This window comes from Spartinivicinus ruber (assembly GCF_011009015.1).
Taxonomy (GTDB): Bacteria; Pseudomonadota; Gammaproteobacteria; order Pseudomonadales; family Zooshikellaceae; genus Spartinivicinus; species Spartinivicinus ruber.
The window spans coordinates 1,429,123-1,453,705 of sequence record NZ_CP048878.1 but is presented as its reverse complement, the minus strand read 5'-3'; the positions used below and the strand labels follow the sequence as shown (position 1 = coordinate 1,453,705).

The window sequence follows — 24,583 nt, the reverse complement described above, 5'->3', positions numbered from 1 at the left end:
AAGCAGAGCCTACCTCTATAAACCACAAGAACAACTTTAAACTCAGAATACCCCCCCAGGGAAAGGTTTATTGCTATACTTTTATAAACAACTAATCTTTGTTGAATATTTAGGGAGTTGGTTATTAATACTCCGTCCTTCCATGAAAAGCGCCAGTCTGTCAGGCGTGCAGTGAAATGGCAAGTAGCGATCAAAGATGACAAACAAGGTCGAACGATTCCTGCAACCACAGTCAACGTTTCAAAACATGGTGTATTGATAGCAACAGAAGGTTACTTTAAAAAGCCTCAGGTCATTTCGCTGACGATACAAGCACTAATCCAAAATAAAAAAACAGTGATCAATACAACAGCTGAGGTGCGCCATGTGATTGCAAAAGCAGATGCTTTTCAATTAGGGCTGCTGTTTATAGAGATTCAACCTGAAGACCAAACATTCCTAACCAGGTTTGCAGAAGGTTCACTTTAAGACACCTTTAATAAAAATCCCACCTAGCCCCCTTTATCAAAGGGGGGATTAAAACTGTGGCACAAGCTAACCTCCCCCTTAGGCTGTCGCAAAAGCTAGCGGATATGGGGTGACAGCGTCCCAGAGGAAGAGGGAGCTAAAAGCGACTTTCGCGAAGGTAGAAGGTATAGTTAATTATCCTCCTCGCTTTCCTTTAGTTGCTATTTTATAGCGATTTATTTTTTCCACTAATGTTCTCCTAGGCATGTTGAGAACTTCAGCTGTGCGGGTTTGGTTCCAGTTATTAGCTTGCAGATAACGTTCAATTAAAGCAATTTCATAATCCTGAACTGCTTCTTTTAATGATTTTTTGATGGGTAAATTTTCCAGTGAAAATTGTTCTATTACAGGCTGTTCTGGTTCGGGGTTACAGACTTGTTCGGGTAAATGTTCTGGTAAAATAGCCGTGCCGGTATCAGCCAATAATACCGCTCGTTCAATAATATTCTGCAATTGCCGAACATTACCAGGGAATGAATAGTTCTTTAATATTTCTACTGTAGAAGGTGCTAAGCGAGCAGTTGGGTTAGCATAGGTTTTAGCATACAGCTTGATAAAGTGCTTCGCCAAAACTAGCACATCATCCCCTCGCTCTCTTAATGCTGGCAGAAATATAGGAAAAACACTTAACCGATAGTATAAATCCTCTCTAAAACTGCCAGCTGTTATTTTTTCTTCTAAATTACAATGGGTAGCTGCAATAATTCTTACATCCACTTTATGAGATTTGGTTGCACCTAATGGTCTCACTTCCCCTTCTTGCAAAGCCCGCAATAATTTGGCTTGCAAATTTAACGGCATATCGCCAATTTCATCAAGAAATAAGGTACCACCATTGGCTTCATCAAATAAGCCTTTTTTATCAGTATTAGCTCCGGTAAAGCTACCTTTTTTATAGCCAAACAGCTCACTTTCCAATAATTGTTCTGGCACAGCAGCACAGTTTTGGGTAATAAAAGGTTTATCACTACGTTCACTATTATTATGAATTGCACGAGCAAATACTTCTTTCCCCGTGCCAGTTTCACCACGCAATAAGACATTGACTGGAGAAGTGACTACTTTATCCATCAAGGCATACACTTGTTGCATAGCCTTACTTTCACCAATAATTTGGTAACTATTTAGACGTTTACGGTTTTGTTTTAAGTTTTTGTTCTCCTCTTCCAACTGTTGATTGGTTTCGCCTAATAAATTGATCAGTTTTTTATTGGCATCAATCAAGTAAGCATTATTTAATGCCACAGCAGCATGAGCAGCAAAAGATAAGGCTAACGCTTTCATAGCAACAAACGAAGCAGACTCCCCTTGTTGATTGCTAGCATTGGCTAATAACAACACCCCCAAGGTTTTTTCTTCATGATCACGTAATGGCACCACCATTAATGAATGGGTTTTAGTGCCATAGCGTTTATCTTGATCATAAATCGCAGAAAAATCAAAACCCGTAAACCCTGTATAAACATCATCAATTAACTGAGGCTTGCCAGTTAATGCTGCAAATACACAAATATTCTCTGTATTAAACTGACCAACAGACTGTAGAGGAATACCTTCTGTTTCATTGACTTCTTGCAGCTTATCCTGCCATTTCGCTACTTTCAGGTTTAGGTAGGTTTTCGTGACATCCAACATAAAAATGGCTGCGCCTTCAGCAGAAATCACTTCACCAGCATGGATTACGATTTTCTTTAATAATACATTGATGTTTTGCTCGGTGGCAAAAGCGGCCGTTGAAGCAAGTAAGGCTTGAAGTTGAGTTTGATGGTACTGCACGGTCTCCATACCTCATAAATAAAATATTTGATTCTATACCCTTCTCGAATGATTTTTAGGGTTTGTTGTCGTCGCAACTCACCCCAATCATTTATAAAAACATAAACTCATGAAGTTTCATCGCTGGACGGCCGCCCCTAAAAACCATTCGCTTTGGCTACAACTACCCTGCTAATGCAGGGTAATTAGACTGAAGTAGAGGTAAAATTTATTGTGGGGTTACAACAAACTCCTTATTTTCACTAATGCTGACTTGTAATTGGCTATATTGTTCGTGCTCGCCAGCTAGGTTTAGCAGACAGTCTGATATTTTTGGTAAAAGGGCACCATTAATCAGTTGGTCAATATTTCTGGCCCCTGCCTCTACTTCTGTGCAACGGGAAGCCATTTGCTCAACAAAATCATCCCCATACACTAACTCAAGCTTCTGCTTTTCCTTCAACCGTTGACCTAGCTTCTTCAGCTTCAATACAACCAACTCTTCCATGACTTTCTGATCAATAGGGAAGAACGGCACTATTTTCATTCTGGCTAATAAGGCTGGTTTAAAGTGAGCACTTAAGGTTGGTCGAATTGCTTCTACCAACCCCTCCTGGGTTGGCTTTTTACCACCCTCACACAACTTACAAATAATGTCTGAAGCCAAGTTACTGGTCATAAAAACAAGCGTGTTTTTAAAGTCGATTTCGCGGCCTTCACCATCTGATAAACTGCCCTTGTCAAACACCTGATAAAACAGGTTCATCACCTCAAGATCGGCTTTTTCAACTTCGTCAAGCAACACTAAAGAATAAGGCCGTTGTCGTACAGCTTCGGTTAATACCCCACCTTCACCATACCCCACATAACCGGGAGGAGAGCCTACTAAACGCGATACGGTGTGTTTTTCCTGAAACTCAGACATATTAATGGTGGTCATGAATCGCTCACCACCAAAATTCAGATCAGCTACATTTAATGCGGTTTCAGTTTTACCCACTCCACTAGGTCCAACCAATAAAAACACGCCTGTGGGTGTATTTGGGTTATTCAAACCAACTTTGGCTGCTTTAAGCGCTTTGTCGATTTCAATAATGGCATGGCTCTGCCCTTTTACCCGCAGCTGCATTTGCTCCACAAAATTTAACGCACCTGCTGAGGTATCAGCCAACATTTTCCCAGCAGGGATGCCTGTCCAGGCAGCAATCACCTGGGCAATCACTAATGGGCTGACTTCATAGTTGACCAGCGGATATTCTTTTTGTAACTCGGCTAGCTCATCTTCTGCCTGTTGTAGTGACCGAGTAATTTCAACCACCGTTTCCTCAGGCTCTTCTTCACCTTCTTTTGCTGCTTTTTCGGCTTCCTGGGCTTGGTAAAGTTTATCCCGCCACTCTAGAATCTCATTGACCTTATCCCGCTGTTGCTGCCAAAGGTCTTTCAACATGGCTAAATGATCAGAAATTTTCGCTACTTCATCATTTAATTCACTTATCCTGTCTTCTTTTAAGCGAACGCCCATATGCTGGTCTCGTTCAATCCCTAAACGTTCTCGGTCTAAGGTGGCTAATTTAAATTCAGCATCTTCCACTTGCGCAGGTTTAGAAGCCAGACTAACTTTTATTCGAGCACAAGCCGTGTCCAACACATCAACGGCTTTATCCGGTAACTGGCGGCCAGAAACATAGCGATCAGACAACTGTGCTGCAGCGACGACTGCATCATCTCGCACATACACCCCATGGGTTTGTTCATAAATGCCTTTTAAACCTCGTAAAATAATTGCAGCTTGATGAGCATCCGGTTCATCTAATTTTACCAGCTGGAAACGACGAGCCAATGCAGGGTCTTTTTCAAAATATTTTTTATATTCAGACCAAGTGGTTGCTGCAACTGTGCGTAAATCCCCTCTGGCCAAGGCTGGCTTTAATAAGTTAGCAGCATCACCTCCTCCTGCCTGGTTACCAGCACCAATTAGAGTATGAGCTTCATCAATAAATAAAATAATCGGTTTAACTGAAGACTGAATTTCACTAATAACGGCTTTCAGCCTTTTTTCAAACTCCCCTTTAACACTAGCACCGGCTTGTAAAAGGCCCATATCCAAGCCTAATAAAGTGACATCCTGCAATACCGAAGGCACATCACCCTGAACAATTTTTAAAGCCAAACCTTCAACCACCGCTGTTTTACCAACACCAGGTTCGCCGACACAGATTGGGTTGTTTTTACGGCGACGAGACAAAATATCAACCATTTGCCGTATTTCCTGCTCGCGGCAAAATACCGGGTCGATTTTGCCCTGATGTGCTTGCTCAGTGAAATTAATGGTGTATTTATTTAACGCTCCCCCTTCACCTGTTTGACCAGCTGCTTGTGCACCAGCAGCCGTTTTATTTGCTACTTCCCAACGTCCTTGGATCAGCTGCTTTAATTCATCAACAGGGATTGCTCTTAACACGTCATAATAGGCGTGGCGGGAAAAGCGCAGTTCATTATCTAAAATGGTACAAATCAAGATACCAGGTGTTATAGCATCCATTTTCAGGGCCACATGGGCCAATATATATGCTTCTTGTAACCAATCCTGCAAAAATCGGGAAAGTACTGGTCGCCCATGGTGACCACCCCGCATATCCTGCTCTTGCTGAACAGATTTTTCCAACTGACTCAACTCAATTTCATAATGCTTGAGAATTTTCTGAACTTCGCCATCTTCTTCAACCATTAACTCAAGCAATACATCTTCAGCTGTGATCTCGTAACCTTCACGGGCCACACAGCGACTGGCTGCATTTTCCATTGCATGGCGACTCTCTGGCGAGAGTGCAGAAATGATAATGTTGAGATCCAGCTTCATAAGTTTAATACCTTACCTATATTCATTATTTCTATTTAATTTATCCTAGCAGAATTACTGAAATCCTATAAAACTAGGTAATACCACTTCATAATGGCTGTCATCATCCAAATGCTCTCCCAACCAGGTTGACCATCCCAGTTTACAGGTTGAGCTTTCTTTCAGTTCTAGTTTGGGTGCTTCATATTTTCGCAACCCAAGTTTAATGTCGTACTCTAATTGATCCCGCTGAATAAAACGGATCAACTCATGCAAAGGTTTGTAGTAGTCACCAGAAGGCAAAAAACGCTCAAACTTTTCCAAGGTTAAATCTTTAATCACTACCCGGAATTTGCCTGATCGGTCTCTCACTGAGGCCCCTAGTACCAGGTTCATCCCAACTTCACAGTTAGCTGCACCTAAACTGTTTAGCTGATCTTCACTGATTTTCACTACTCGCAATTTGCATTGTTCTATATAGACCGCCCGATGACGAAAATAGTGTCTTATGATACCTGACATAATGCCTGCCGAGTGGCTTTTCATACTCAACAAGCCTAAATACGGCAATAAACGATGCCAATGCAAGTGGGTTTGCCGCCGTAGTTCAATGTCTCCCAAGCCGATCAGGGAAAACATTTGCTGAGAAAAAGAATCCAGCGCCCCTTTTTCATAATTCAAGTAATAGCGGTATTTTTTCCAGCACTCATACAGCTGCTCGATAAAACGATGGTTAAAGACATCCATAAAATCCCGAATAGGATGATTTTCGGGATCATTCTGGACAATTTGCTCACTATAAAAAGCAGGTAAAGGTGAAGCCGGGCCGTAAAGCCCCATCATATTCACAGTCAATAGAAAATGCTCAAATTCACCATTATTATGTTTTATTTCTGCCAAATCACTAGGAGGAAAGGCTAAGGTAGCATTTGCCCGAAAACGAAGCTCAGGGGCTATGCCCGTTTGTTTTTCGGTTTTTGGCAAATAATGGCTATTTAATAAATGAACCACTTGAAAAAAAGCATAGTGTTTGCCTTTCGCCAGTAATTCATCCATTAAAGAATGGGTTGTTGGCCTATTCTCGCTTCCCACTCGTAAATCTCCCCATTCTCAATTCCAACGACTTCTAACATATGAAATGAATTCAATGACACATACAGGGCAAAAAATTCATTTAAAACCGAGGCAAACTGATACATATCTCCTTCATTGGCAAATTTACTTTCCCGTAAATGTAGGCGGGTTTTAATTCCCCTGATGGGTAAGCCTTTATAAAGCCGATCAATATTAAAGTGTTCAATTTCTTCAATACCTTCTAAGCGGCTTTTACTGACTTTGGCATATTGTCGGTCGTAATAGCTACGGTAATCATAGGTCGACAACACACTTCGCAATGCCGCCACATTCACCAACGACACATAATTTAAAGACATATTAGAAATCACCCGCCAGTGAAACCCTTTATCCAATGGTGGGGTGAACGAGTGAGTAACTTTGGTAATATTCGTAAAAGGCGCAAATTCCGGGGTTTCTCCCATAGTTTGTTTGATATCACCAATAGACAGCTTTTGTGGTAGATCACGATTACTGCAGGTTAAATCAACCGAAATAGTTTCAGCCTGTGGAGATAAATCTTCATCATTATGGGAAACAAACGACAGATAGGTATCCACTCCCTGTTGAGTCACAGAGCTTTTTAACCGGGTTCGATAATAAATATCCTGCTGATTACCCCCTAAACTAGTGGCATGGTCAAATGATTCAAATGGTTTATAATCGCGCCGTAAACGATCACTATGACCCCACCCCACTACTTTATCAACACTGTAAATTTCATAATGTAAAGGATTTTCACCTGCTGGTAGAATACGATACTCTGTACGCCGTTGATCCATCCGTAACGGCGTTGCATCATGGCTGAATAAATTAACAACCGGAGTACAAAATAGCTGAATATTTTCCTTTTTAGGCACATTCTGCCGTTCGATGCTCTGATCAAAATAAATATTAAGAGAAAACTGCTTTGCCTGTTGCAGCAAATCACTAATACTTTCATTTTGATACAGCTTACTTAGGCCACGAATATCTATAAACGAATATTTTTCAGGTAAACTGAAATATTCCTGAATTAATCGATAGCCTAAAAAAGTGTTATCTGAATAAGGCAATAGTGCTTCATTCTCAGCAAAACCCACCGGATAAACAGATGATTTATCTAACTGGAGGGCAATGGTTTCTTCACCATTTTTTAACACAAACTCGATTTTAGTTATATGCCTGACAAACAGATGATACAAGGTCAAACTAATATTGAAGTCGCCATGTAAAAACAACCTTAAATAATCCAGATCTATTTCACTTAAAACCGCATTACCGACTAACTGAAAGTCCAATTGAATGCTACTACCAACAGCCTGCTGACGGTAATTTAAACCGGTCAAATCAAAAGGATAAAGATCGACATCATAAGCTATTTTAAAGGTACAGCGGGTGCCATCCACTGGAGAGGAAGCGACTCTAGCTCCACGTTTAATTGGGTATTTATCAGAAATACTACTATCAGGCCGAAATTGGATAATACTCATCGATGGCACTGGTTTAAGAAAATTAGGCCATAATAAACTCATAACCGAGTGAGATAATTCCGGTAGTTCATCTTCCAGTTTTTGGCGAAGCCTTCCGGTTAGAAAAGCAAACCCTTCTATTAGTCGCTCAACATCAGGATCTTGCTCACGCACCGATAAAAATGGTGCCAAACGTGGATTTTTTTCCGCAAACTCTTTTCCCAGTTCCCGAACAGCAGCCAGTTCATCTTGGAAGTACTTATTAAAAGCCACAGCAACCTCTTAGCCCGTAACCCACTTTTACACTGTTATTTTTTTCAGTCATTTTTTATTTAAAAACATTTTTCAGGAAATCCTCAAAGTGAAGGACTTTTATGGTTCTTGCCACTACTGTGAGGCTAACGATAACAACATGAATTGAGCTAAAAATTGCTAGCCAGGCCGTCAAGTGATGAAGCCACAGGAGCCTATAACTAATAGGTGACTGGGGTGAAGAATGCAGACAACACCCCCTAAAAGTCATTCCCGAAGAGGATTTAGCCTTTAACCGTTGCATACCCTGTCCCTGCCAACTCCGTTTCAAAAGTAATTCGAGTTTTCTTCTCTTCAAGCTCGACATCAGCGACTATATGAAAACGTAGCACCAACGGGTTATCCGGGTCATCATAGTGTTTCACTCGAATTGACGACAAACGCGGCTCGTATTCAGTTAAAAATTCTTCAATTGCTTTTTTAATCTCGCTTATTGCATCTGGAAACTGGGATACCAAATCGTTAAAGTCTGGCATACCGTATTCAGGTAATGCCATCACACTGCCTTCCCGCACATTTAGCATTTCCTGGACATGAGCAAGAACAGAGCGATGTAACTTACGCTCATCAAATGCCATAGTGTAATGGCTTTTTGCTTCAGCATTTTGGATTCGCTCAAATAAGCGCAATTCTGAGGCCATAATACATTCCTGCAGATTTAGCAGTTGCCAGAAAGTAAGAACGGCCCTAAGGCCGATCTTACTTTCTGACTAAATAACGCTATATTTTTAGGTTTTATCCAATTTACCAACTAACGATAGGGTAAAATCAGCGCCCATATACTTAAAGTGTGGTCTAACGGATAAACCAACTCGATACCAGCCTGGCTCCCCCTCGACATCCGAGACAGTTACTTTAGCAGCCCGCAATGGTCGACGACTTCTGACTTCAGCAGATGGATTTTCCTGATCAGCAATATATTGACGAATCCAATTATTTAGCTCACGTTCTAGGTCAGTACGCTCTTTCCAGCTACCAATATGCTCCCGCTGTAGCACTTTTAGATAATGAGCCAAACGGTTAATAATAAACATATACGGCAACTGTGTACCCAACTTATAGTTAAGCTCAGCGGCTTTACCTTCTGGACTATTACCAAAATTTTTCGGTTTTTGTACGGAGTTTGCCGAGAAAAATGCAGCATTATCACTGCCTTTACGCATAGTGAGTGGGATAAAGCCTTCATCAGACAATTCAAACTCACGTCGGTCAGATATTAAAACCTCGGTGGGAATTTTCATTTCAATATCACCCATAGATTCATATAGGTGAACTGGTAAGTCTTCTACTGCACCACCACTGCGAGGGCCAATAATATTTGGACACCAGCGATACTTAGCAAAACTATCCGTTAGCCGGGTAGCAAACGTATAAGCGGTGTTACCCCATAGATAGTCTTCATGACTGGCTGATACGTCTTCCTTATATTCAAATGCCTTTATTGGATTGTCTTCTGGATCATAAGGTTGACGAAGCAGGAAACGAGGCATAGTTAAACCTACATAACGAGAGTCTTCTGACTCTCTAAAGCTATGCCATTTTGCGAATTGTGGACCTTCAAAAATAGATTTTAAATCCTTCAGGTTTGGTAACCCTTCAAAATTATCCAAGCCAAAGAATTTAGGGCCTGCTGCAGCAATAAACGGCGCATGGGACATAGCAGAAACGCTGGCAGCATTTTGTAATAGTTTTACATCAGCGGCACTTGGCGAAAACTCGTAATTGGCAATAATAGCGCCTACTGGCTGGCCACCAAAGGTACCGTATTCTGCAGTATAAGCCAGCTTATATAACCCAGACTTAGTGATTTCTGGTGCATCTTCAAAGTCATCATATAAATCCTGCTTTGAAGCATTCAGCACTTCAATTTTTACATTTTCACGAAAATCAGTGCGATCAACTAATAATTTCAAGCCCCGCCATGATGACTCTACGGACTGAAATTTGTCATGATGTAAAACCTGATCAACCTGCTTGCTTAGCTTGGCATCAATTTCAGCAATCATTCGGTCAACCAAGTTTTTATTGACCCGCTCTTCCTTATTCTGTGGCTTTAGCAGTTCAGAAATAAAGGCACTTACACCTTTTTTTGCCACATCATAGCCTTCATCATTAGGCTTCATCTTGGTTTGCTGAACAATGGAGTCCAGCAAAGAACCACCTTCTAATTCCTGGGCAGTCTGTTCCGGTTTTGTTTCTGGTGAATCAGCCATTGTACTCTCCTAGCCAATTAGTCACTTACTCTGCGATGCCTTCAATGCCCAACTCTTTTAAGATGGTTTCCCGTGAATCGGGATCAGCCAGCGCTCCTTGAATTGCCTTACGAAACGCAGGTACATTACCTAAAGGTCCTTTGAGCGCTACCAGTGCATTTCTTAATTCCAGCAACTGATTCAGTTCAGGCACTTGTCTGACAATACTTTCTGGCTCAAAGTCACGCATGTTCTCGAAGCGTAAATTAACCCCTAACTCGTCGTCTTCAGTTGGGTTGTCAACCAGGGTATTTTGCACAGCTAGATCAATCGTTACCCGCTGGCTTTTAAGCACATCATTGAAGTTGTCTTTATCCACATTGAAAGGCTTACGCTCTTCAATTAGACGATCGTCTTCACGGTGAGTGAAGTCACCTACCACCATGACTTTTAGGGGTAATTCGATTTCTTCTTGGGCATCACCAGTTTCAGGCTTGTAGGCGACATTAATTCGCTCTTTTGGTGCTACTGAACCCTCTTTAGCCATCTTTCATTTCCCTCTATTACTTACTATTACCTATAAATCACGCATACTTTGGGCTATAAATCAAAAGCCGCAGCCATATCCAAACAACACAAACGCGCTTGCAACTGGTCAACTCGGGCTTTATCCAAGTCTTTACTTGATAGTTTTTTATAACACTTTAGCAACATCACTGTGGTTTGTATGGTTAATTCACTATCCCAGTGATATAAATTGCTTTCACCTAGCTGCTGGTCAATTGCTTCTAATAAAGGACAGGCTAGCTCATATTTTTTTAAATCAAAGCAAAACTGTGCTTGCTGCAGTTGCCAGTAAACCCGTTCTCTGCCTGAGGCTGCTTGCTGAATACCGTGCTGAAACACCCCCAAGGCAGCAGGAATTTGCTTTTGCTTGGTCAATTCTTTTGCCTCTTTATAAGCAACTAGCCAAGGCTCTTTATCCTGCTCAGCACTACTAATAGTTCCAGTATTCACCCCACCACCACTTAAAGCTACAGCAACAGTTGATTTGATCCAGTCTTGAGTATCATCATCTGCAAAAGGTGTTTCATCTTTAAACTGCAGGTTGGTTAGCTCTGGATATTTTTCCAAAAACAAACCTAGCTGCATCACCACAGCTCGGCTAGCATCAATAAATCCCAACTGTTGTAATGCTTCAGCTACCAGCCGATGGCCATCTAACCAAAACGGAGCCTTTGAAATACTGGTTTCGACTTCAGGAATTAACTCCCGATATTCACCATTAACCAACATTTGGTCGTATTGTTCGCGCTTGTCTTTTGGCACTGGCATGAGCTGAGTTAAACCATTTTGATGATGGGGTAACTGCCAGATATTCATCCAGGTTGCTTGTCGATTTAACTCATAAGCTAATGGGCTATCCAACTTAGCCTGGCGAAGGTAATCGGCTATTATACGTGTTCTATCTTGCACCTGTCGGATAGCTTTTTGGCAATCACGCTCGTTAACAATATCACCTGTTATCGGTGCCAAAGCAGCAGTTGAACTGGTAGCAGAGGAAGGAGTTGACGCAGGCTTCGCTGGGGTAGATTGTGCGATAGCTGATGATGCAGGTGCTAGCTCCTCACTGGCCTTTACTTCTTCAGCTGGTGTGGACTGAGGCTCGGGGGCAGGTTCTGGTTCTGCTGGAAGAGATTCCAGCTTGGTGACCAATAACCTTCTTAATTCGCCCATTGCTGGGGCATGATCACCCATTTTATCGGGTAAGGAAGACTCCAGTTGTTGAATAATATCAACCAATTCATTTAACTGTGGCCTATCTGATGGTGTGGGCTGCCAGAGCTCAAACCCCGGAACCAAGTTATCCACGAGCCACTCAATGGCATTACCCCTGGCACGCATCCGCTTTTTTGGCGGAAACATCACATCCCACAAAGCGTCACACATAGTAGCCACTATTTTAAAACCAGTAATGGCTCCAGCTAAATTATGCTGCTCGAATAATGCTCGAGCTAAATAGCAACCAATTAAAATATCTTTGGATTGATTGGTTAAGTGCTCACTACAGGATTCAACAACTTTGCGCCAATTGGCTGAGCCTTGATCAGTGAGTGAACCAACTTTGCTAACTTCCTCTTCTGCAGTTTCATAGCTGGTTGCATAACGTGCTTCTGATGCGGGGGGAGCGGTATCAGGTAGTGACTTAGTAGCAATCGCCAACAACTTCTCTACATCCAATGTCATGCTCTACCAGCCTCTCTAGCCTTCCTAATCGTTCTTAGCGCTGCAGTTTTATCAACTAACGTACTTAAATTGCTGAGAGAGCTTAAATGTTCGTAAATCAACTGCATATAATTAGTTGCGATTAATTCTCTAAGTTGTGATTCAGCTAATGCTTGCAGCTTTTTCTTGCTCACAACCATAAAGCCAGTAAGGGATAAGTTATCCCCTTTGTACATACTTATTTGAGCGTTCATTGGCTCAAATAAATCTAGTGCCTTCAGTTTTTGACAAAATGTTTGGGTTGAAGCACTGGCTTGTTGAAAGTGCTTCAAAAAATCAACCTTACTTTGCAAGTACTCGCTATTTTCACCCTTTTCAGAAAACAATCCTTGAGCTTTAATCGCACTGGTATTTGCTGACTTAACTAACATCGGAGCTGCATCATCAATACAGACAATTAATTCATTAGCATTTTCAGGAGTGTCAGCCAAAATAAAAGGATATCGCCGTATATAAGCAGGGATATACTTAACAGTCCACACCCCTTTATCATTAACAAACAAATTCACTTCATGTTCTAAACCAAGCAGAGCACTGGGTTGGATCTGGTCTTCGTGCTGAACAAAAACTATTGGATAAAATTTACACGCCTGATTAAATTCTATATCAGCGAGATACACCGCATTAACTGATTTAGCAAAGCCATACTGATAGTTTTCAGCAATTTTCAGCACCTGATGCTCTGCTGCTCGTAACGGCACTATATGCTGATAAAAAGCGTAGTTTTTTTGGCTCATCCTCTGTCTTCTTTGCTTAATGGAGGTAAACGAACTTAAGCCTCAGACTAATAAGTAATCAGATAATCACTGCTTTGTGTTTGCTATATGAAATTAACCACTCAATTCTGTCACACAATTGACATATAACTATCAAATATTACCCCTTATAATCAACCAATAAATACAGCATGTTATTTATTAGTCAGATACAGCCTATCAATTATTAGCCATGCCTAAGCATTCTCTCCAAAGGTTAGACTAAAGACTGAAAAATTGAGCAATGTTGATAAGAGGCGTGTACATTTAATGCCGTACAGATTTAACCACCAATAAAAACATCGGCGCTGCCCATTGCCACTGATCCACCACAACTAATCGAATCTCCCACACGGCCGGCAGGTGAACCATTAATAACAACAGAAGATGAGCCCCCAGCTAAAGAACCTGGATGTGGAGGACAATTAGAGCAACCATGGGACATATACATATCACCCATTTTTACTGCTGGTTTACCATTAATGACAACATTTGCACTGCCAGTTACTGAGGGACGAGGAGGAAAGCAACCATGCCCTGTACAAATATCACCAAGTCGAGTTGCTGCTGGCATAAAATGACTCCCAGACCTATTACTATCTACTATCGCGAAATATTAAATCCTTCATGAAGGATTTACTGCTGATATACGAATATTAACAACAATGGAATCGCATTTTTATACTACTTACGTAGTACACTAGGGTAGCTTGGAATAGTAAAGAGGATTTTACAAGGAAAATGAAGCAAAGAGTTTTTAGAAGGTTCAGCTTAAAGTAGCTTTAATATAAGCCTAAAAAAAACAAAAGGGTCATGAGACCCTTTTATAATTTATATATTAGATTGAGCGACCCTTAGGCTGTCTCAAGATTCTTCATAGTCAACTTAATCCGACCACGATTATCAATATCCATTACTTTAACAGTAACTTCCTGCCCTTCACTCAAGTGATCACTCACTTTTTCTACTCGCTGGTTAGAAATTTGCGAGATATGTACTAGGCCTTCTTTACCTGGTAATACGCTAACAAAAGCACCGAAATCAACGACACGAGTCACCTTGCCTTGATAAATCTGTCCTATTTCAGCTTCAGAGGTAATTTCTATTACCCGATCTTCTGCTCTTTTGGCTGCTTCTTTATTATCAGCAAAAATTTTTATTTCACCGCTATCATCAATATCAACTGAAGCACCCGTTTCTTCACAAATTGAGCGAATGGTGGCACCACCTTTACCAATAACATCACGGATTTTATCTGAGTCAATTTTCATTGATAGCATTGTAGGTGCATGCTCAGATAGCTCAGTGCGGCCTTTGCTAATAACCTTATTCATTTCCTCAAGAATATGTAAGCGAGCATCTTTTGCTTGGTCTAATGCCACTTCCATAATTTCTTCAGTAATCCCCTGGATTTTAATATCCATTTGTAGTGCGGTAACCCCTTCAGAAGTACCAGCTACTTTAAAATCCATGTCCCCAAGGTGATCTTCATCCCCTAAAATATCAGTTAATACAGCAAACTTGTCGTCTTCTTTAACCAACCCCATGGCAATACCTGCTACCGGCGCCTTCAATGGTACCCCAGCATCCATTAACGCAAGGCTAGCACCACAAACAGAAGCCATGGAGCTTGAGCCATTTGACTCAGTAATTTCCGATACAACACGTACGGTATAAGGAAACTCATCGCCCTTTGGCAACATTGCTTGAATTCCACGACGGGCTAAACGGCCATGACCAATTTCACGACGTCCAGTACCTCCCATTCGCCCACACTCTCCAACAGAGTAAGGAGGGAAGTTATAGTGCATTAAGAAATTTTCTTTTCTCTCACCTTCAAGAAAATCGATAATTTGTGCATCTCTTGTGGTGCCAAGAGTTGTTACCACTAATGCCTGCGTTTCTCCACGGGTAAATAAAGCAGAGCCATGTGTTTTAGGTAATACACCTACTTCAACATTCAGTGGACGTACTGTTTTAGTGTCACGTCCATCAATTCTTGGTAAACCGTTTACCACACTTTGTCTTACCGACTTTTTCTCTATCGAAGCAAAGGCTGCAGTTACTGCATTCACTGTAACACCAGCTTCCTCATTAGCATGTTTTTCTACTGCTTGATCACGTAAATTAGTTAAGCGATCATAACGCTGCATTTTTTCGGTGATTTTATAAGCTTCTGCAATTGATTGTTCAAAGTCAGCTTTAATCGCTTCAATTAAAGCAGTATTTTCTTCAGCAGGCTGCCACTCCCATGGAGTTACTTGTGCTGCTTCTACAAACTCTTTAATTGCTTGAATAGCAGTTTGATATTCTTGATGGGCAAAAAGCACTGCTCCAAGCATTTCATCTTCGGTGAGTTCTTCAGCTTCAGACTCAACCATTAATACGGCTTCTGAAGTACCAGCCACTACCATGTCTAATTCTGATTGCTCAAGATCTTGATAAGTTGGGTTTAAAATATACCCACGCTCTTCAACAAAACCCACTCTAGCAGCACCAATTGGACCATTAAATGGCACTCCAGATAATGCTAAAGCAGCGGAAGTACCAATCAATGCAGCGATATCTGGATCTTGTTTTTTATCAGTTGAAACCACTGTACAAATAACTTGTACTTCATTCATAAAGCCTTTAGGAAATAAAGGACGAATAGGACGATCAATTAGTCGAGACGTTAAGGTTTCTTTTTCACTTGGACGACCTTCACGCTTATGAAAGCCACCAGGAATTCTGCCAGCTGCATACATTTTTTCCTGGTAATGAACAGATAGCGGAAAAAAATCCTGGCCATCTTGAGCCGTTTTTGCAGCAACAACAGTGGTAAGCACAGCTAGCTGACCAATTGTGACCATCACTGCACCACTAGCCTGTCTTGCTATACGACCAGTTTCCATAGTGACTGTCTGATCACCAAATTGAAATGTTTTCTTTATCGGATTCACAGGATTATCCTTCTATCTATAAATATCTATAAATGCTAACTAATAATTGTTATTAGCTCTGTCTATACCATTTGGCTAGACCTTTCTGCAATGGTGCTCATCATTCTGGCGGGGATGAAGAGGTTTTATTATAGCCAGCAGGGTTGGCCAGCGAGTAACAGTAGTCCAGCTTTATGCCCCTGCCATTGACAGCCAGGCTTTGGGTATGTCAGATAAATCTATTTTTTAATACGAAAACACCGCTAAAGCAGTAATGCTTTAGCGGTGTAGAATAACGACTGAGCCTCATATTATGAGCAGTCGATTGGCGCATAGCTTAGTCAGCGCCTGAATTACCGGCGCAGGCCTAAGCGCTGAATTAATGTACGATAACGCTCAACGTCTTTTCTTTTTAAGTAGTCAAGTAATTTACGACGCTGGTTAACCATCCGAATCAAGCCACGACGTGAGTGGTGATCATGAATGTGTGCTTTAAAGTGAGACTGTAAGCCTTCAATGTTAGCAGTCAGTAAAGCAACCTGAACTTCAGGTGAGCCAGTATCACCTTCTTTAACTTGGTAATCTTTAATTACTTGTGCTTTTTTTTCAGCAGACAATGCCATTGCAATTTCCTCAATATGCAGTAGTCAATTTATTAATGCTTTAATTAGCATCGTTAAGTGAAGCAGCCACGCATATTTACAGCTGCCCGTAACTTCGCCCGACGTTAAATAGTTATCAGGCGAGCGTATTCTAACAAAGTATCAAAACTTATACACTAGTATTTGAGTTATTGGTTTTTACCAGTCGCCTTGGTGCTACTCGACCTTCATCATCAATTTCGCCAATTCCAATAAACTGTCGTTGCTTCCCTAGGTAAAGGCGAACCCAACCTGCAGCAGGTGCTTTGGATACAGTAACCGGCTGGCCTTGCTGCACATAAAAGCCTGTCGTTTCAGTAAGAATAATTTCAGGCCAGTGCATTACTGCTGTATCAACCGGTAACAGCAGCTCATCTAACGCTTGATGACCACCTTCATCACGAACTTGTTGCAATTGTTCAAAAGTATACAGCTGCTCTTCATCATAAGGGCCAGCACTAAAACGACGTAGTTGGCTAACATAACCACCACAACCCAACTGCTCACCAATATCTTCAACCAATGAACGAATATAAGTGCCTTTACTACAAAGCACTTCTAGCTCCAATTGAGGAGTTGAGTACTGTAATTTTTTTAACGAATAAATGCGTACTGTACGAGCCTTACGCTCTATTTCCACACCTTGACGTGCCAGTTTGTAGAGTGGCTGACCATCAACTTTGATAGCAGAATACATGGACGGCACTTGCTGAATTTCCCCCATAAACTGAGGCAACACGTTATCAATGTCTGCTTCAGTTATGTGAGCAGCAGGCTTTTCTTCAATAATGTCGCCCTCTGCATCACCCGTCGTAGTTTTAGTGCCCAAAGTTGCAGTTGTGCGATAGCCTTTGTCAGCATCCAGCAAATATTGAGAATATTTAGTAGCCTCTCCCAAACAAATAGGCAAAACCCCTGTTGCTAGTGGATCTAAACTACCCGTATGGCCTGCTTTTGCAGCTCCATATAAACGCTTTACTTGTTGTAAAACTTGATTAGAGGTTAAACCCTGGGGTTTATCAATAAGAATAATACCACTAACAGGTCTGCCCCGTTGACGATGACGCCCCACTACTTACTCCGCTTCTTGGTTACTATTATCTTGATCAGACTCAGCTGAGTGATGCTGGTTATCAGAAGCCATGGCCTTATCTATCAAGTTGGATAGATACTGCCCTCGGCTGATGCTGTCATCATAATAAAAGCTTAGCTGGGGTATTGTTCTTAGCTTAATGGACTTCGCGAGCAATGAACGCAAGAAGCCTGCCGCATGATTTAATACCTCTAATTTTTCATCGACTGGTTGTTGGTCATTGATTGCTAAAAAGGTAACAAAGACTTTGGCATAAGCTAAATCCTTTGTCACTTCAACAGCACTGACCGTGACCATACCCAAACGAGGATCTTTAATTTCCAGCTGAATCAAGCTTGCCAATTCTCGCTGAAGTTGATCTGAAACACGCTGGGTTCGGCTATATTCTCTTGCCATTCAAATAATGCTCTCTAACTATAAAATATACCCGATATGCCGGGTATTATAAGGAACGCTCTACTTCGATAGATTTATAAACCTCTATCTTGTCGCCTTCTTTGACATCAGTGTAATTCTTCACACCGATACCACATTCCATACCATTTCGAACTTCATTCACGTCATCTTTAAAGCGACGTAATGACTCAAGCTCACCTTCATAAATAACCACGTTATCACGCAGTACCCTGATGCGCTCGTTACGGAAAACAGTACCTTCCACTACCATACAACCAGCAATTAAACCAAATTTAGGTGATCTAAAGATATCTCTAACTTCTGCCACACCTACAATTTGTTCTCTAAACTGGGCTTTTAACATGCCTGTTAGCGCTTTTTTCACATCATCAATGATGTCATAAATAACGCTGTAATAACGCATATCAAGTTCTTCAGTTTCAACAATTTTTCTCGCCGTGGCATCTGCACGAACATTAAAACCAAAGATAACTGCACTGGAAGCAAGTGCCAAGTTAGCGTCTGTTTCAGTAATTCCACCAACACCGCTAGATACAACTTTTACTTCAACTTCTTCATTACCTAACTCAGTAAGTGCAGAAGTTAAAGCTTCTAGAGAACCACGCACGTCTGCTTTAAGTACAATATTAAGTGTCTTCTTCTCATCGCTTCCCATGCTGGCAAACATGCTTTCGAGCTTAGCCGCCTGCTGACGTGCTAGCTTCACTTCACGATATTTGCCCTGTCTGAATAACGCAATTTCGCGGGCTTTTTTCTCGTCTTTTACAACAAGCAGCTCATCACCCGCATCCGGTGTGCCATCAAGACCTAAAATTTCTACAGGTATAGATGGCCCAGCCTCTTTAACTTGCACACCTACTTCATTCAGCATGGCACGTACCCGCCCATACTGTTGACCAACCAGAACATTGTCGCCCTGGCGTAGGGTACCATTTTGTACTAATACCGTGGCTACTGGCCCACGCCCTTTATCCAAGCGAGACTCAACAACAACACCACGCCCTGGAGACTCAGGAGAAGCTTTCAGCTCTAACAGTTCAGACTGTAAAAGCACTGCTTCGAGCAACTCATTAATACCCTCACCAGTATGTGCAGAAACTGGAATCATCTGAGTATCACCGCCCCAATCTTCAGGAATAACATCTCTGGCAGAGAGTTCGTTCTTAACTCGATCAGGGTCTGCTTCAGGCTTATCCATCTTGTTAACTGCAACAACGATTGGTACTTCGGCAGCTTTAGCGTGCTGAATTGCTTCTTCAGTTTGAGGCATAACACCATCATCAGCAGCAACAACCAGAATTACTACATCTGTTGCTTTTGCACCACGCGCCCGCATCGCAGTAAACGCAGCGTGACCAGGTGTATCCAGGAAGGTAATGAAATTATCACCTGATTTCACATGGTAGGCACCTATATGCTGGGTAATACCACCAGCTTCACCAGATTGCACTCGGCTTTTACGGATGTAGTCCAATAAAGAAGTTTTACCGTGGTCAACGTGCCCCATTACAGTGACTACTGGTGCACGGTTAGTTTCTTCACCGACCGTTTGTGTCAATTCATCTTCAAGGGTATCTTCAATGGCATCGGCTTTAACCAGCTTCACCTTGTGACCCATTTCTTCAACCACAATTGCTGCAGTATCTTGATCAACCACCTGATTAATAGTAACCATTGAACCCATTTTGAACATAGCCTTAATCACTTCTGCCGCTTTCACTGACATTTTTTGCGCCAGTTCAGCTACTGTGATAGTTTCAGGTAGGCTTACTTCATGAATAACAGGCTGTGTAGGTTTAGCAAAACCATGAATATTTGGCTTAGTAGCAACTAACTTTATCTTTTTCGCTTTGCCTTTAGCATCACGACGGCCGCCACCTTTTCTACGACCTAATTCTTCTGAGCCATCTTCAAAGCCATCACGTTCAAAACGACCTCTACCTTTACGCTTACCAGCTGGTGCTGCAGAAGATTTATCCTGGCCTTTTTTCCCTTTACCTTTACCACGTCCTGGATCAGCCTGAGCTTCCAAGTCTGCTGGCGTTGCTGTAGGAGCAGGAGCTACAGTATCAGTGCGCTTTTCTTTCTTGGGCTTTGTTTTATTTTCTTGGCGAGCAGGCTCTTTTTTCTTACTAACTTCAGTCTCTGCCTTCGTTTTTTTCTCTTGCTGGCGCTTTTCTTCTGCCAGCTTCTCTTGCTCAGCTTCCTCAGTAAGACGCTTTTTCTCTGCTTCAATTTCAGCAACAAGATTACGCTTCACATAAGTTCGCTTTTTACGAACCTCTACATTAACTGTCTTACTTTTACCTTGGCCAGAAACTTTTAACTGACTTACTGTTTTACGCTTAATGGTGATTTTTTTGGGCTCTGCTGAAGAACCACCATGACTTTGCTTTAAGTAGGCCAGTAAGGCTTGTTTTTCTTTATCTGATACAACTTGCTCTGGACTAGTTTGTGGTAAACCAGCCTCACTCATTTGCTTTAATAAACGCTCAACTGGAGCGCCGACTACTAAGGCTAGTTGTTCTACTGTCACTTCTGCCATCAACTAATCTCCTCTCCCCGTGGTTATTACTGTTGCTGCCCGTCTTCAAACCACGGCGCTCGCGCAGTCATAATTAATTCACCAGCTTGTGCCTCATCAATGCCTTCAATTTCTAATAAATCATCAATTGACTGTTCAGCAAGATCCTCCATGGTAACAATCCCTTTACTGGCTAATTCATAAGCCAAATGTTTATCCATACCATCCATTTCTAATAAATCTTGCGCTGGCTGAGCACTTTCTAGCTGTTCTTCAGAAGCAATTGCCTGGGTGAGTAGTTTGTCTTTTGCCCGTTGACGCAGCTCGTTGACAATCTCTTCATCAAAACCATCAATTTCTAGCATTTCTTCTAGTGGCACATAAGCCACTTCTTCAAGGCTGGTAAAACCTTCTTCTACAAGTAGCTCAGCAACTTCATGATCTACATCTAGCTGCTGAACAAACTGACCAACAATATCGCCTGTTTCTTGTGCCTGCTTATTGTTAGCTTCTTCCTCTGTCATAACATTGAGGGTCCAACCGGTTAACTCACTAGCTAACCTAACATTCTGACCATTACGGCCAATTGCCTGTGCCAGGTTATCTTCCGCCACAGCAATATCCATTGCATGAGTGTCTTCATCAACAATAATTGAGGCGACTTCAGCAGGAGACATCGCATTAATAACTAGCTGAGCGGGATTATCATCCCAAAGCACTATATCAATCCGCTCATTACCTAGCTCACCCGAAACTGCCTGAACCCTAGCTCCACGCATACCGACGCAGGCACCTACAGGGTCAATCCGACCATCATTAGTTTTAACTGCAATTTTGGCTCTGGAGCCTGGATCCCTAGCAGCGCCTTTAACCTCAATCACTTCTTCTGCAATTTCTGGCACTTCAATTTTAAACAGTTCAATCAACATTTCAGAACATGCCCGGCTGAGCATTAATTGCGGGCCTCGATTTTCTTTGCGAATTTCGTGAAGCAAAGCCCTAACTCGAGTACCCACTCGAAATGATTCCCGCGGAATTAGTTGATCTCTGGGTAATAAAGCTTCTGCATTATTACCCAGGTCAATTATGATGTTATCTCGCGTCACTTTTTTAACCGTTCCACTTACCAGCTCTCCTAGCTTTTCTCGGTAAGCTTCAACAATTTGGGCACGCTCAGCTTCTCTTACTTTCTGAACAATAACCTGCTTGGCCGTTTGGGCAGCGATTCGGCCAAACTCAACAGACTCAATTTGCTCTTCCCAATAGTCTCCGGCTTGCAAAGAGCTATCTTTTTCCTGAGCTTCTTCAACAGTCAGTTGAGTGCCAAGGCTGTCAAAGTCTTCATCTTCAACAACAGACCAACGACGGAAAGTGTCATAGTCACCTGTCGCACGATTAATTGAGACTCGAACATCCATCTCAGTGTCGTAACGTTTTTTTGTAGCAGTTGCCAAAGCAACCTCAATTGCTTCAAAAATGACTTCTGGCGGTACCCCTTTTTCATTGGATACCGAGTCGACAACTAACAGAATCTCTTTGCTCATGTTACGCCTCGCATTTTGCCCAAGCTGCCCCGTAGCGCCTGATTAGAGAAAATCTTTATCAAAACTCAGGAACAATATTAGCCTTTTCAATAGAAGTTATTGGTAATAAATATTCGTGCTCATCTACTTGTAACACGACCTCATCTTCTTCTACACCATTGATCCTGCCAACAAACTTTCGTTTCCCTTCAAAAGGGATTCTTAATTTCAAACTAACTTTACTACCAATGAAGCGCTGAAAATGATCGAGTTTAAATAAACGTCTATCCAGACCTGGAGAAGAAACCTCCAAGGTATATTCGCCAGCAATAGGATCTTCAACATCCAGAATACTACTCACCTGACGGCTAACTTGCTCACAGTTTTCTAGTGATATACCTGCATCACTTTCAATAAAAACGCGCAATTTAGAGTGCTTTCCTTGGGTAAAAAATTCTATCCCCCAAAGTTCAAAGCCCAAACTATCAATAGTAGGCTCAATTAACTCAGATAATGCATCATGTTGTTTGCTCACTGTTTTAATACCTGTTTAGCAGGCCTTCATGGCAGCAATAAAAAAAGGGCATAGCGCCCAATCTCAAAATACAGCAATGTTCAGTGCTATACTTAGCTTGCTAAGCTGAACGATTACTTACTACAGCTAATAAAAAACCCCTTAAAAAAGGGGTTCTTAAAAATATGGTAGCGGGGGCTGGATTCGAACCAACGACCTTCGGGTTATGAGCCCGACGAGCTACCAGACTGCTCCACCCCGCAATAGCGACCAAAATTATATCAGTTATAAACTAATGGTCAACTGCTTGAAAATATTAGATATGAAACTTGGACTGCTTGGTGCCGAAGGCCGGACTTGAACCGGCACGGCTAGAAGCCACTACCCCCTCAAGATAGCGTGTCTACCAATTCCACCACTTCGGCATTTACTGTTCAGAGTTTACTTCAGATGAAGTGTTTGCTTCACTTGTGCTATTTACTTCACTAGCACTTTCCACTGCTCCTGTTTGGGCCTGACTAGACTCAACTGATTCAGCACCTACATCTGAAGTTTTACTCCCCTCAGAAGCGGGGGTAGATTCTGCTTCATTTACCCCCTCTGCGTCAAGCGCTGGCACATCGTTTTCTACAGTTTTTTTCTCAGCGGCGTTATCTAAAGTCGGCACATCTGTTTCAACAATAGGCTGTTCAGTTATCACAGCTTTTTCTAGTGGATCCACACCACCTTCTGCTTTGTGTTTCGCAAATAATGCTAGAGAAAAGCTGGTAATAAAAAATACTGTTGCCAAAATAGCAGTAACTCTAGTTAAAAAGTTACCAGCCCCTTGGCTACCAAATATTGTTTGCGATGCGCCACCGCCAAATGATGCACCTGCTTCAGCCCCTTTACCTTGCTGTAATAGAATTAACCCTATTAAAGCTAATGCAGCCAATACATGACCAATTAAAACTAATGTCTCCATTTAATTACCTGCAGCTCGACAAATCGCAAAAAATTCTTCAGCCTGCAAAGAGGCTCCACCAACTAACCCGCCATCAATGTCAGGCATCGCAAAAAGCTGCCTGGCATTATCCGACTTAACACTACCGCCATACAATATTGAGATACTATCAGCTCGCCCTGATATGAGAGACTGTAGCTGTGACCTAATAAAACTATGCATTTCCTGGGCTTGCTCAGGGGTTGCCGTTTCACCCGTACCTATTGCCCAGATTGGCTCATAGGCAATAATAAATGCACCACCCAACTCACCTAAGCTCAACGCTTGCAGCTGCTGCTCTATTACAGCTTGTGCATTGCCTTGCTGCCGCTCCTCCAGTGACTCACCAATACAGATAACTGGCACCAAACCTCTAGCTACAACAACCCTACACTTTTCAGCAACTTGTTGATCTGTTTCTTTAAATACCACTCGGCGCTCAGAGTGCCCAACAATGACATACTGAACGCCAAACTCCTGTAACATTTTTAACGAAACTTCTCCAGTATAGGCACCTACAGAATACTCTGAAACATTTTGCGCCCCTAACCGAATATTGCTATTTTCGATTAACTGCTCCACTTGAGATAAATATGGAGATGGTGGACAAATTACAATAGTTGCCGCTTGTTGCTTAGCCAACTTCTGTGTCAATTGACCAACTAACTCAGCATTAGCTGCTAAACCGCCATTCATCTTCCAATTGGCAATTACGATTGGTGTTCGCATGATACCTACACTGTTTTTGGGGCAGGAAT

General features: G+C 41.9%; 20 protein-coding genes and 2 tRNA genes. 1 reads left to right on the top strand and 21 read right to left on the bottom strand.

Features of this window, described 5'->3' with window-relative positions; translation table 11 throughout:
* Nucleotides 1-117: 117 nt before the first annotated feature.
* On the top strand, nucleotides 118-468 hold the full coding sequence (locus G4Y78_RS07060) for a PilZ domain-containing protein (RefSeq protein WP_268935058.1): 351 nt from the start codon (nucleotides 118-120) through the stop codon (nucleotides 466-468).
* A 174-nt stretch (nucleotides 469-642) separates the two neighbouring features.
* On the opposite strand, the gene G4Y78_RS07055 is transcribed toward G4Y78_RS07060, so the two are convergent.
* The 21 genes from G4Y78_RS07055 to tpiA form a co-directional block, all read right to left on the bottom strand.
* Nucleotides 643-2,283: a sigma-54-dependent Fis family transcriptional regulator gene (locus tag G4Y78_RS07055; RefSeq protein WP_163832363.1), complete on the bottom strand. Its 1,641-nt coding sequence runs from the start codon at nucleotides 2,281-2,283 to the stop codon at nucleotides 643-645.
* A gap of 208 nt (nucleotides 2,284-2,491) precedes the next feature.
* Nucleotides 2,492-5,122 carry a type VI secretion system ATPase TssH gene (tssH, locus tag G4Y78_RS07050; RefSeq protein ID WP_163832362.1) on the bottom strand — a complete coding sequence of 877 codons (2,631 nt, stop codon included), beginning with the start codon at nucleotides 5,120-5,122 and terminating at the stop codon, nucleotides 2,492-2,494.
* Nucleotides 5,123-5,176: 54 nt separating this feature from the next.
* The gene (gene tssG / locus G4Y78_RS07045; RefSeq protein ID WP_163832361.1) at nucleotides 5,177-6,193 is read right to left on the bottom strand and encodes a type VI secretion system baseplate subunit TssG; all 1,017 of its coding nucleotides are present in this window, start codon (nucleotides 6,191-6,193) and stop codon (nucleotides 5,177-5,179) included.
* A complete protein-coding gene (tssF, locus tag G4Y78_RS07040; RefSeq protein WP_163832360.1) occupies nucleotides 6,157-7,938 on the bottom strand; it encodes a type VI secretion system baseplate subunit TssF in 1,782 nt (593 codons plus the stop codon). Before tssF ends, tssG begins: the two co-directional genes overlap by 37 nt.
* A gap of 263 nt (nucleotides 7,939-8,201) precedes the next feature.
* A complete protein-coding gene (gene tssE, locus G4Y78_RS07035; RefSeq protein ID WP_163832359.1) occupies nucleotides 8,202-8,618 on the bottom strand; it encodes a type VI secretion system baseplate subunit TssE in 417 nt (138 codons plus the stop codon).
* Between the two features lie 87 nt (nucleotides 8,619-8,705).
* On the bottom strand, nucleotides 8,706-10,190 hold the full coding sequence (tssC, locus tag G4Y78_RS07030; protein ID WP_163832358.1) for a type VI secretion system contractile sheath large subunit: 1,485 nt from the start codon (nucleotides 10,188-10,190) through the stop codon (nucleotides 8,706-8,708).
* 25 nt (nucleotides 10,191-10,215) lie between these two features.
* Nucleotides 10,216-10,716: a type VI secretion system contractile sheath small subunit gene (gene tssB, locus G4Y78_RS07025; protein WP_163832357.1), complete on the bottom strand. Its 501-nt coding sequence runs from the start codon at nucleotides 10,714-10,716 to the stop codon at nucleotides 10,216-10,218.
* A gap of 53 nt (nucleotides 10,717-10,769) precedes the next feature.
* A complete protein-coding gene (gene tssA, locus G4Y78_RS07020; RefSeq protein WP_163832356.1) occupies nucleotides 10,770-12,416 on the bottom strand; it encodes a type VI secretion system protein TssA in 1,647 nt (548 codons plus the stop codon).
* Nucleotides 12,413-13,192 carry a SapC family protein gene (locus tag G4Y78_RS07015; RefSeq protein ID WP_163832355.1) on the bottom strand — a complete coding sequence of 260 codons (780 nt, stop codon included), beginning with the start codon at nucleotides 13,190-13,192 and terminating at the stop codon, nucleotides 12,413-12,415. Before G4Y78_RS07015 ends, tssA begins: the two co-directional genes overlap by 4 nt.
* A 301-nt stretch (nucleotides 13,193-13,493) precedes the next feature.
* Nucleotides 13,494-13,784 carry a PAAR domain-containing protein gene (locus tag G4Y78_RS07010; protein ID WP_163832354.1) on the bottom strand — a complete coding sequence of 97 codons (291 nt, stop codon included), beginning with the start codon at nucleotides 13,782-13,784 and terminating at the stop codon, nucleotides 13,494-13,496.
* Between the two features lie 280 nt (nucleotides 13,785-14,064).
* The gene (pnp, locus tag G4Y78_RS07005; protein ID WP_163832353.1) at nucleotides 14,065-16,152 is read right to left on the bottom strand and encodes a polyribonucleotide nucleotidyltransferase; all 2,088 of its coding nucleotides are present in this window, start codon (nucleotides 16,150-16,152) and stop codon (nucleotides 14,065-14,067) included.
* Nucleotides 16,153-16,484: 332 nt separating this feature from the next.
* Complete coding sequence (gene rpsO / locus G4Y78_RS07000; protein ID WP_163832352.1) at nucleotides 16,485-16,754, bottom strand: 30S ribosomal protein S15; 270 nt, start codon at nucleotides 16,752-16,754, stop codon at nucleotides 16,485-16,487.
* A gap of 148 nt (nucleotides 16,755-16,902) precedes the next feature.
* Nucleotides 16,903-17,844, bottom strand: a complete 942-nt coding sequence (gene truB, locus G4Y78_RS06995; protein ID WP_163832351.1) for a tRNA pseudouridine(55) synthase TruB — start codon at nucleotides 17,842-17,844, stop codon at nucleotides 16,903-16,905.
* A gap of 3 nt (nucleotides 17,845-17,847) precedes the next feature.
* The gene (gene rbfA / locus G4Y78_RS06990) at nucleotides 17,848-18,261 is read right to left on the bottom strand and encodes a 30S ribosome-binding factor RbfA (protein WP_163832350.1); all 414 of its coding nucleotides are present in this window, start codon (nucleotides 18,259-18,261) and stop codon (nucleotides 17,848-17,850) included.
* A gap of 46 nt (nucleotides 18,262-18,307) precedes the next feature.
* Nucleotides 18,308-20,827, bottom strand: coding sequence for a translation initiation factor IF-2 (gene infB / locus G4Y78_RS06985; protein ID WP_163832349.1), 2,520 nt, complete (start codon nucleotides 20,825-20,827; stop codon nucleotides 18,308-18,310).
* A 26-nt stretch (nucleotides 20,828-20,853) separates the two neighbouring features.
* Nucleotides 20,854-22,350: a transcription termination factor NusA gene (nusA, locus tag G4Y78_RS06980; RefSeq protein ID WP_163832348.1), complete on the bottom strand. Its 1,497-nt coding sequence runs from the start codon at nucleotides 22,348-22,350 to the stop codon at nucleotides 20,854-20,856.
* Nucleotides 22,351-22,408: 58 nt separating this feature from the next.
* Entirely contained in the window at nucleotides 22,409-22,864 is a 456-nt protein-coding gene (rimP, locus tag G4Y78_RS06975) for a ribosome maturation factor RimP (RefSeq protein ID WP_163832347.1), read from the bottom strand.
* A 165-nt stretch (nucleotides 22,865-23,029) separates the two neighbouring features.
* Nucleotides 23,030-23,106 (bottom strand) — tRNA-Met (locus tag G4Y78_RS06970).
* A gap of 76 nt (nucleotides 23,107-23,182) precedes the next feature.
* Nucleotides 23,183-23,268 (bottom strand) — tRNA-Leu (locus G4Y78_RS06965).
* 2 nt (nucleotides 23,269-23,270) lie between these two features.
* The gene (gene secG / locus G4Y78_RS31510) at nucleotides 23,271-23,807 is read right to left on the bottom strand and encodes a preprotein translocase subunit SecG (protein WP_163832346.1); all 537 of its coding nucleotides are present in this window, start codon (nucleotides 23,805-23,807) and stop codon (nucleotides 23,271-23,273) included.
* Nucleotides 23,808-24,554: a triose-phosphate isomerase gene (gene tpiA / locus G4Y78_RS06955; protein ID WP_163832345.1), complete on the bottom strand. Its 747-nt coding sequence runs from the start codon at nucleotides 24,552-24,554 to the stop codon at nucleotides 23,808-23,810.
* Nucleotides 24,555-24,583 lie beyond the last annotated feature (29 nt).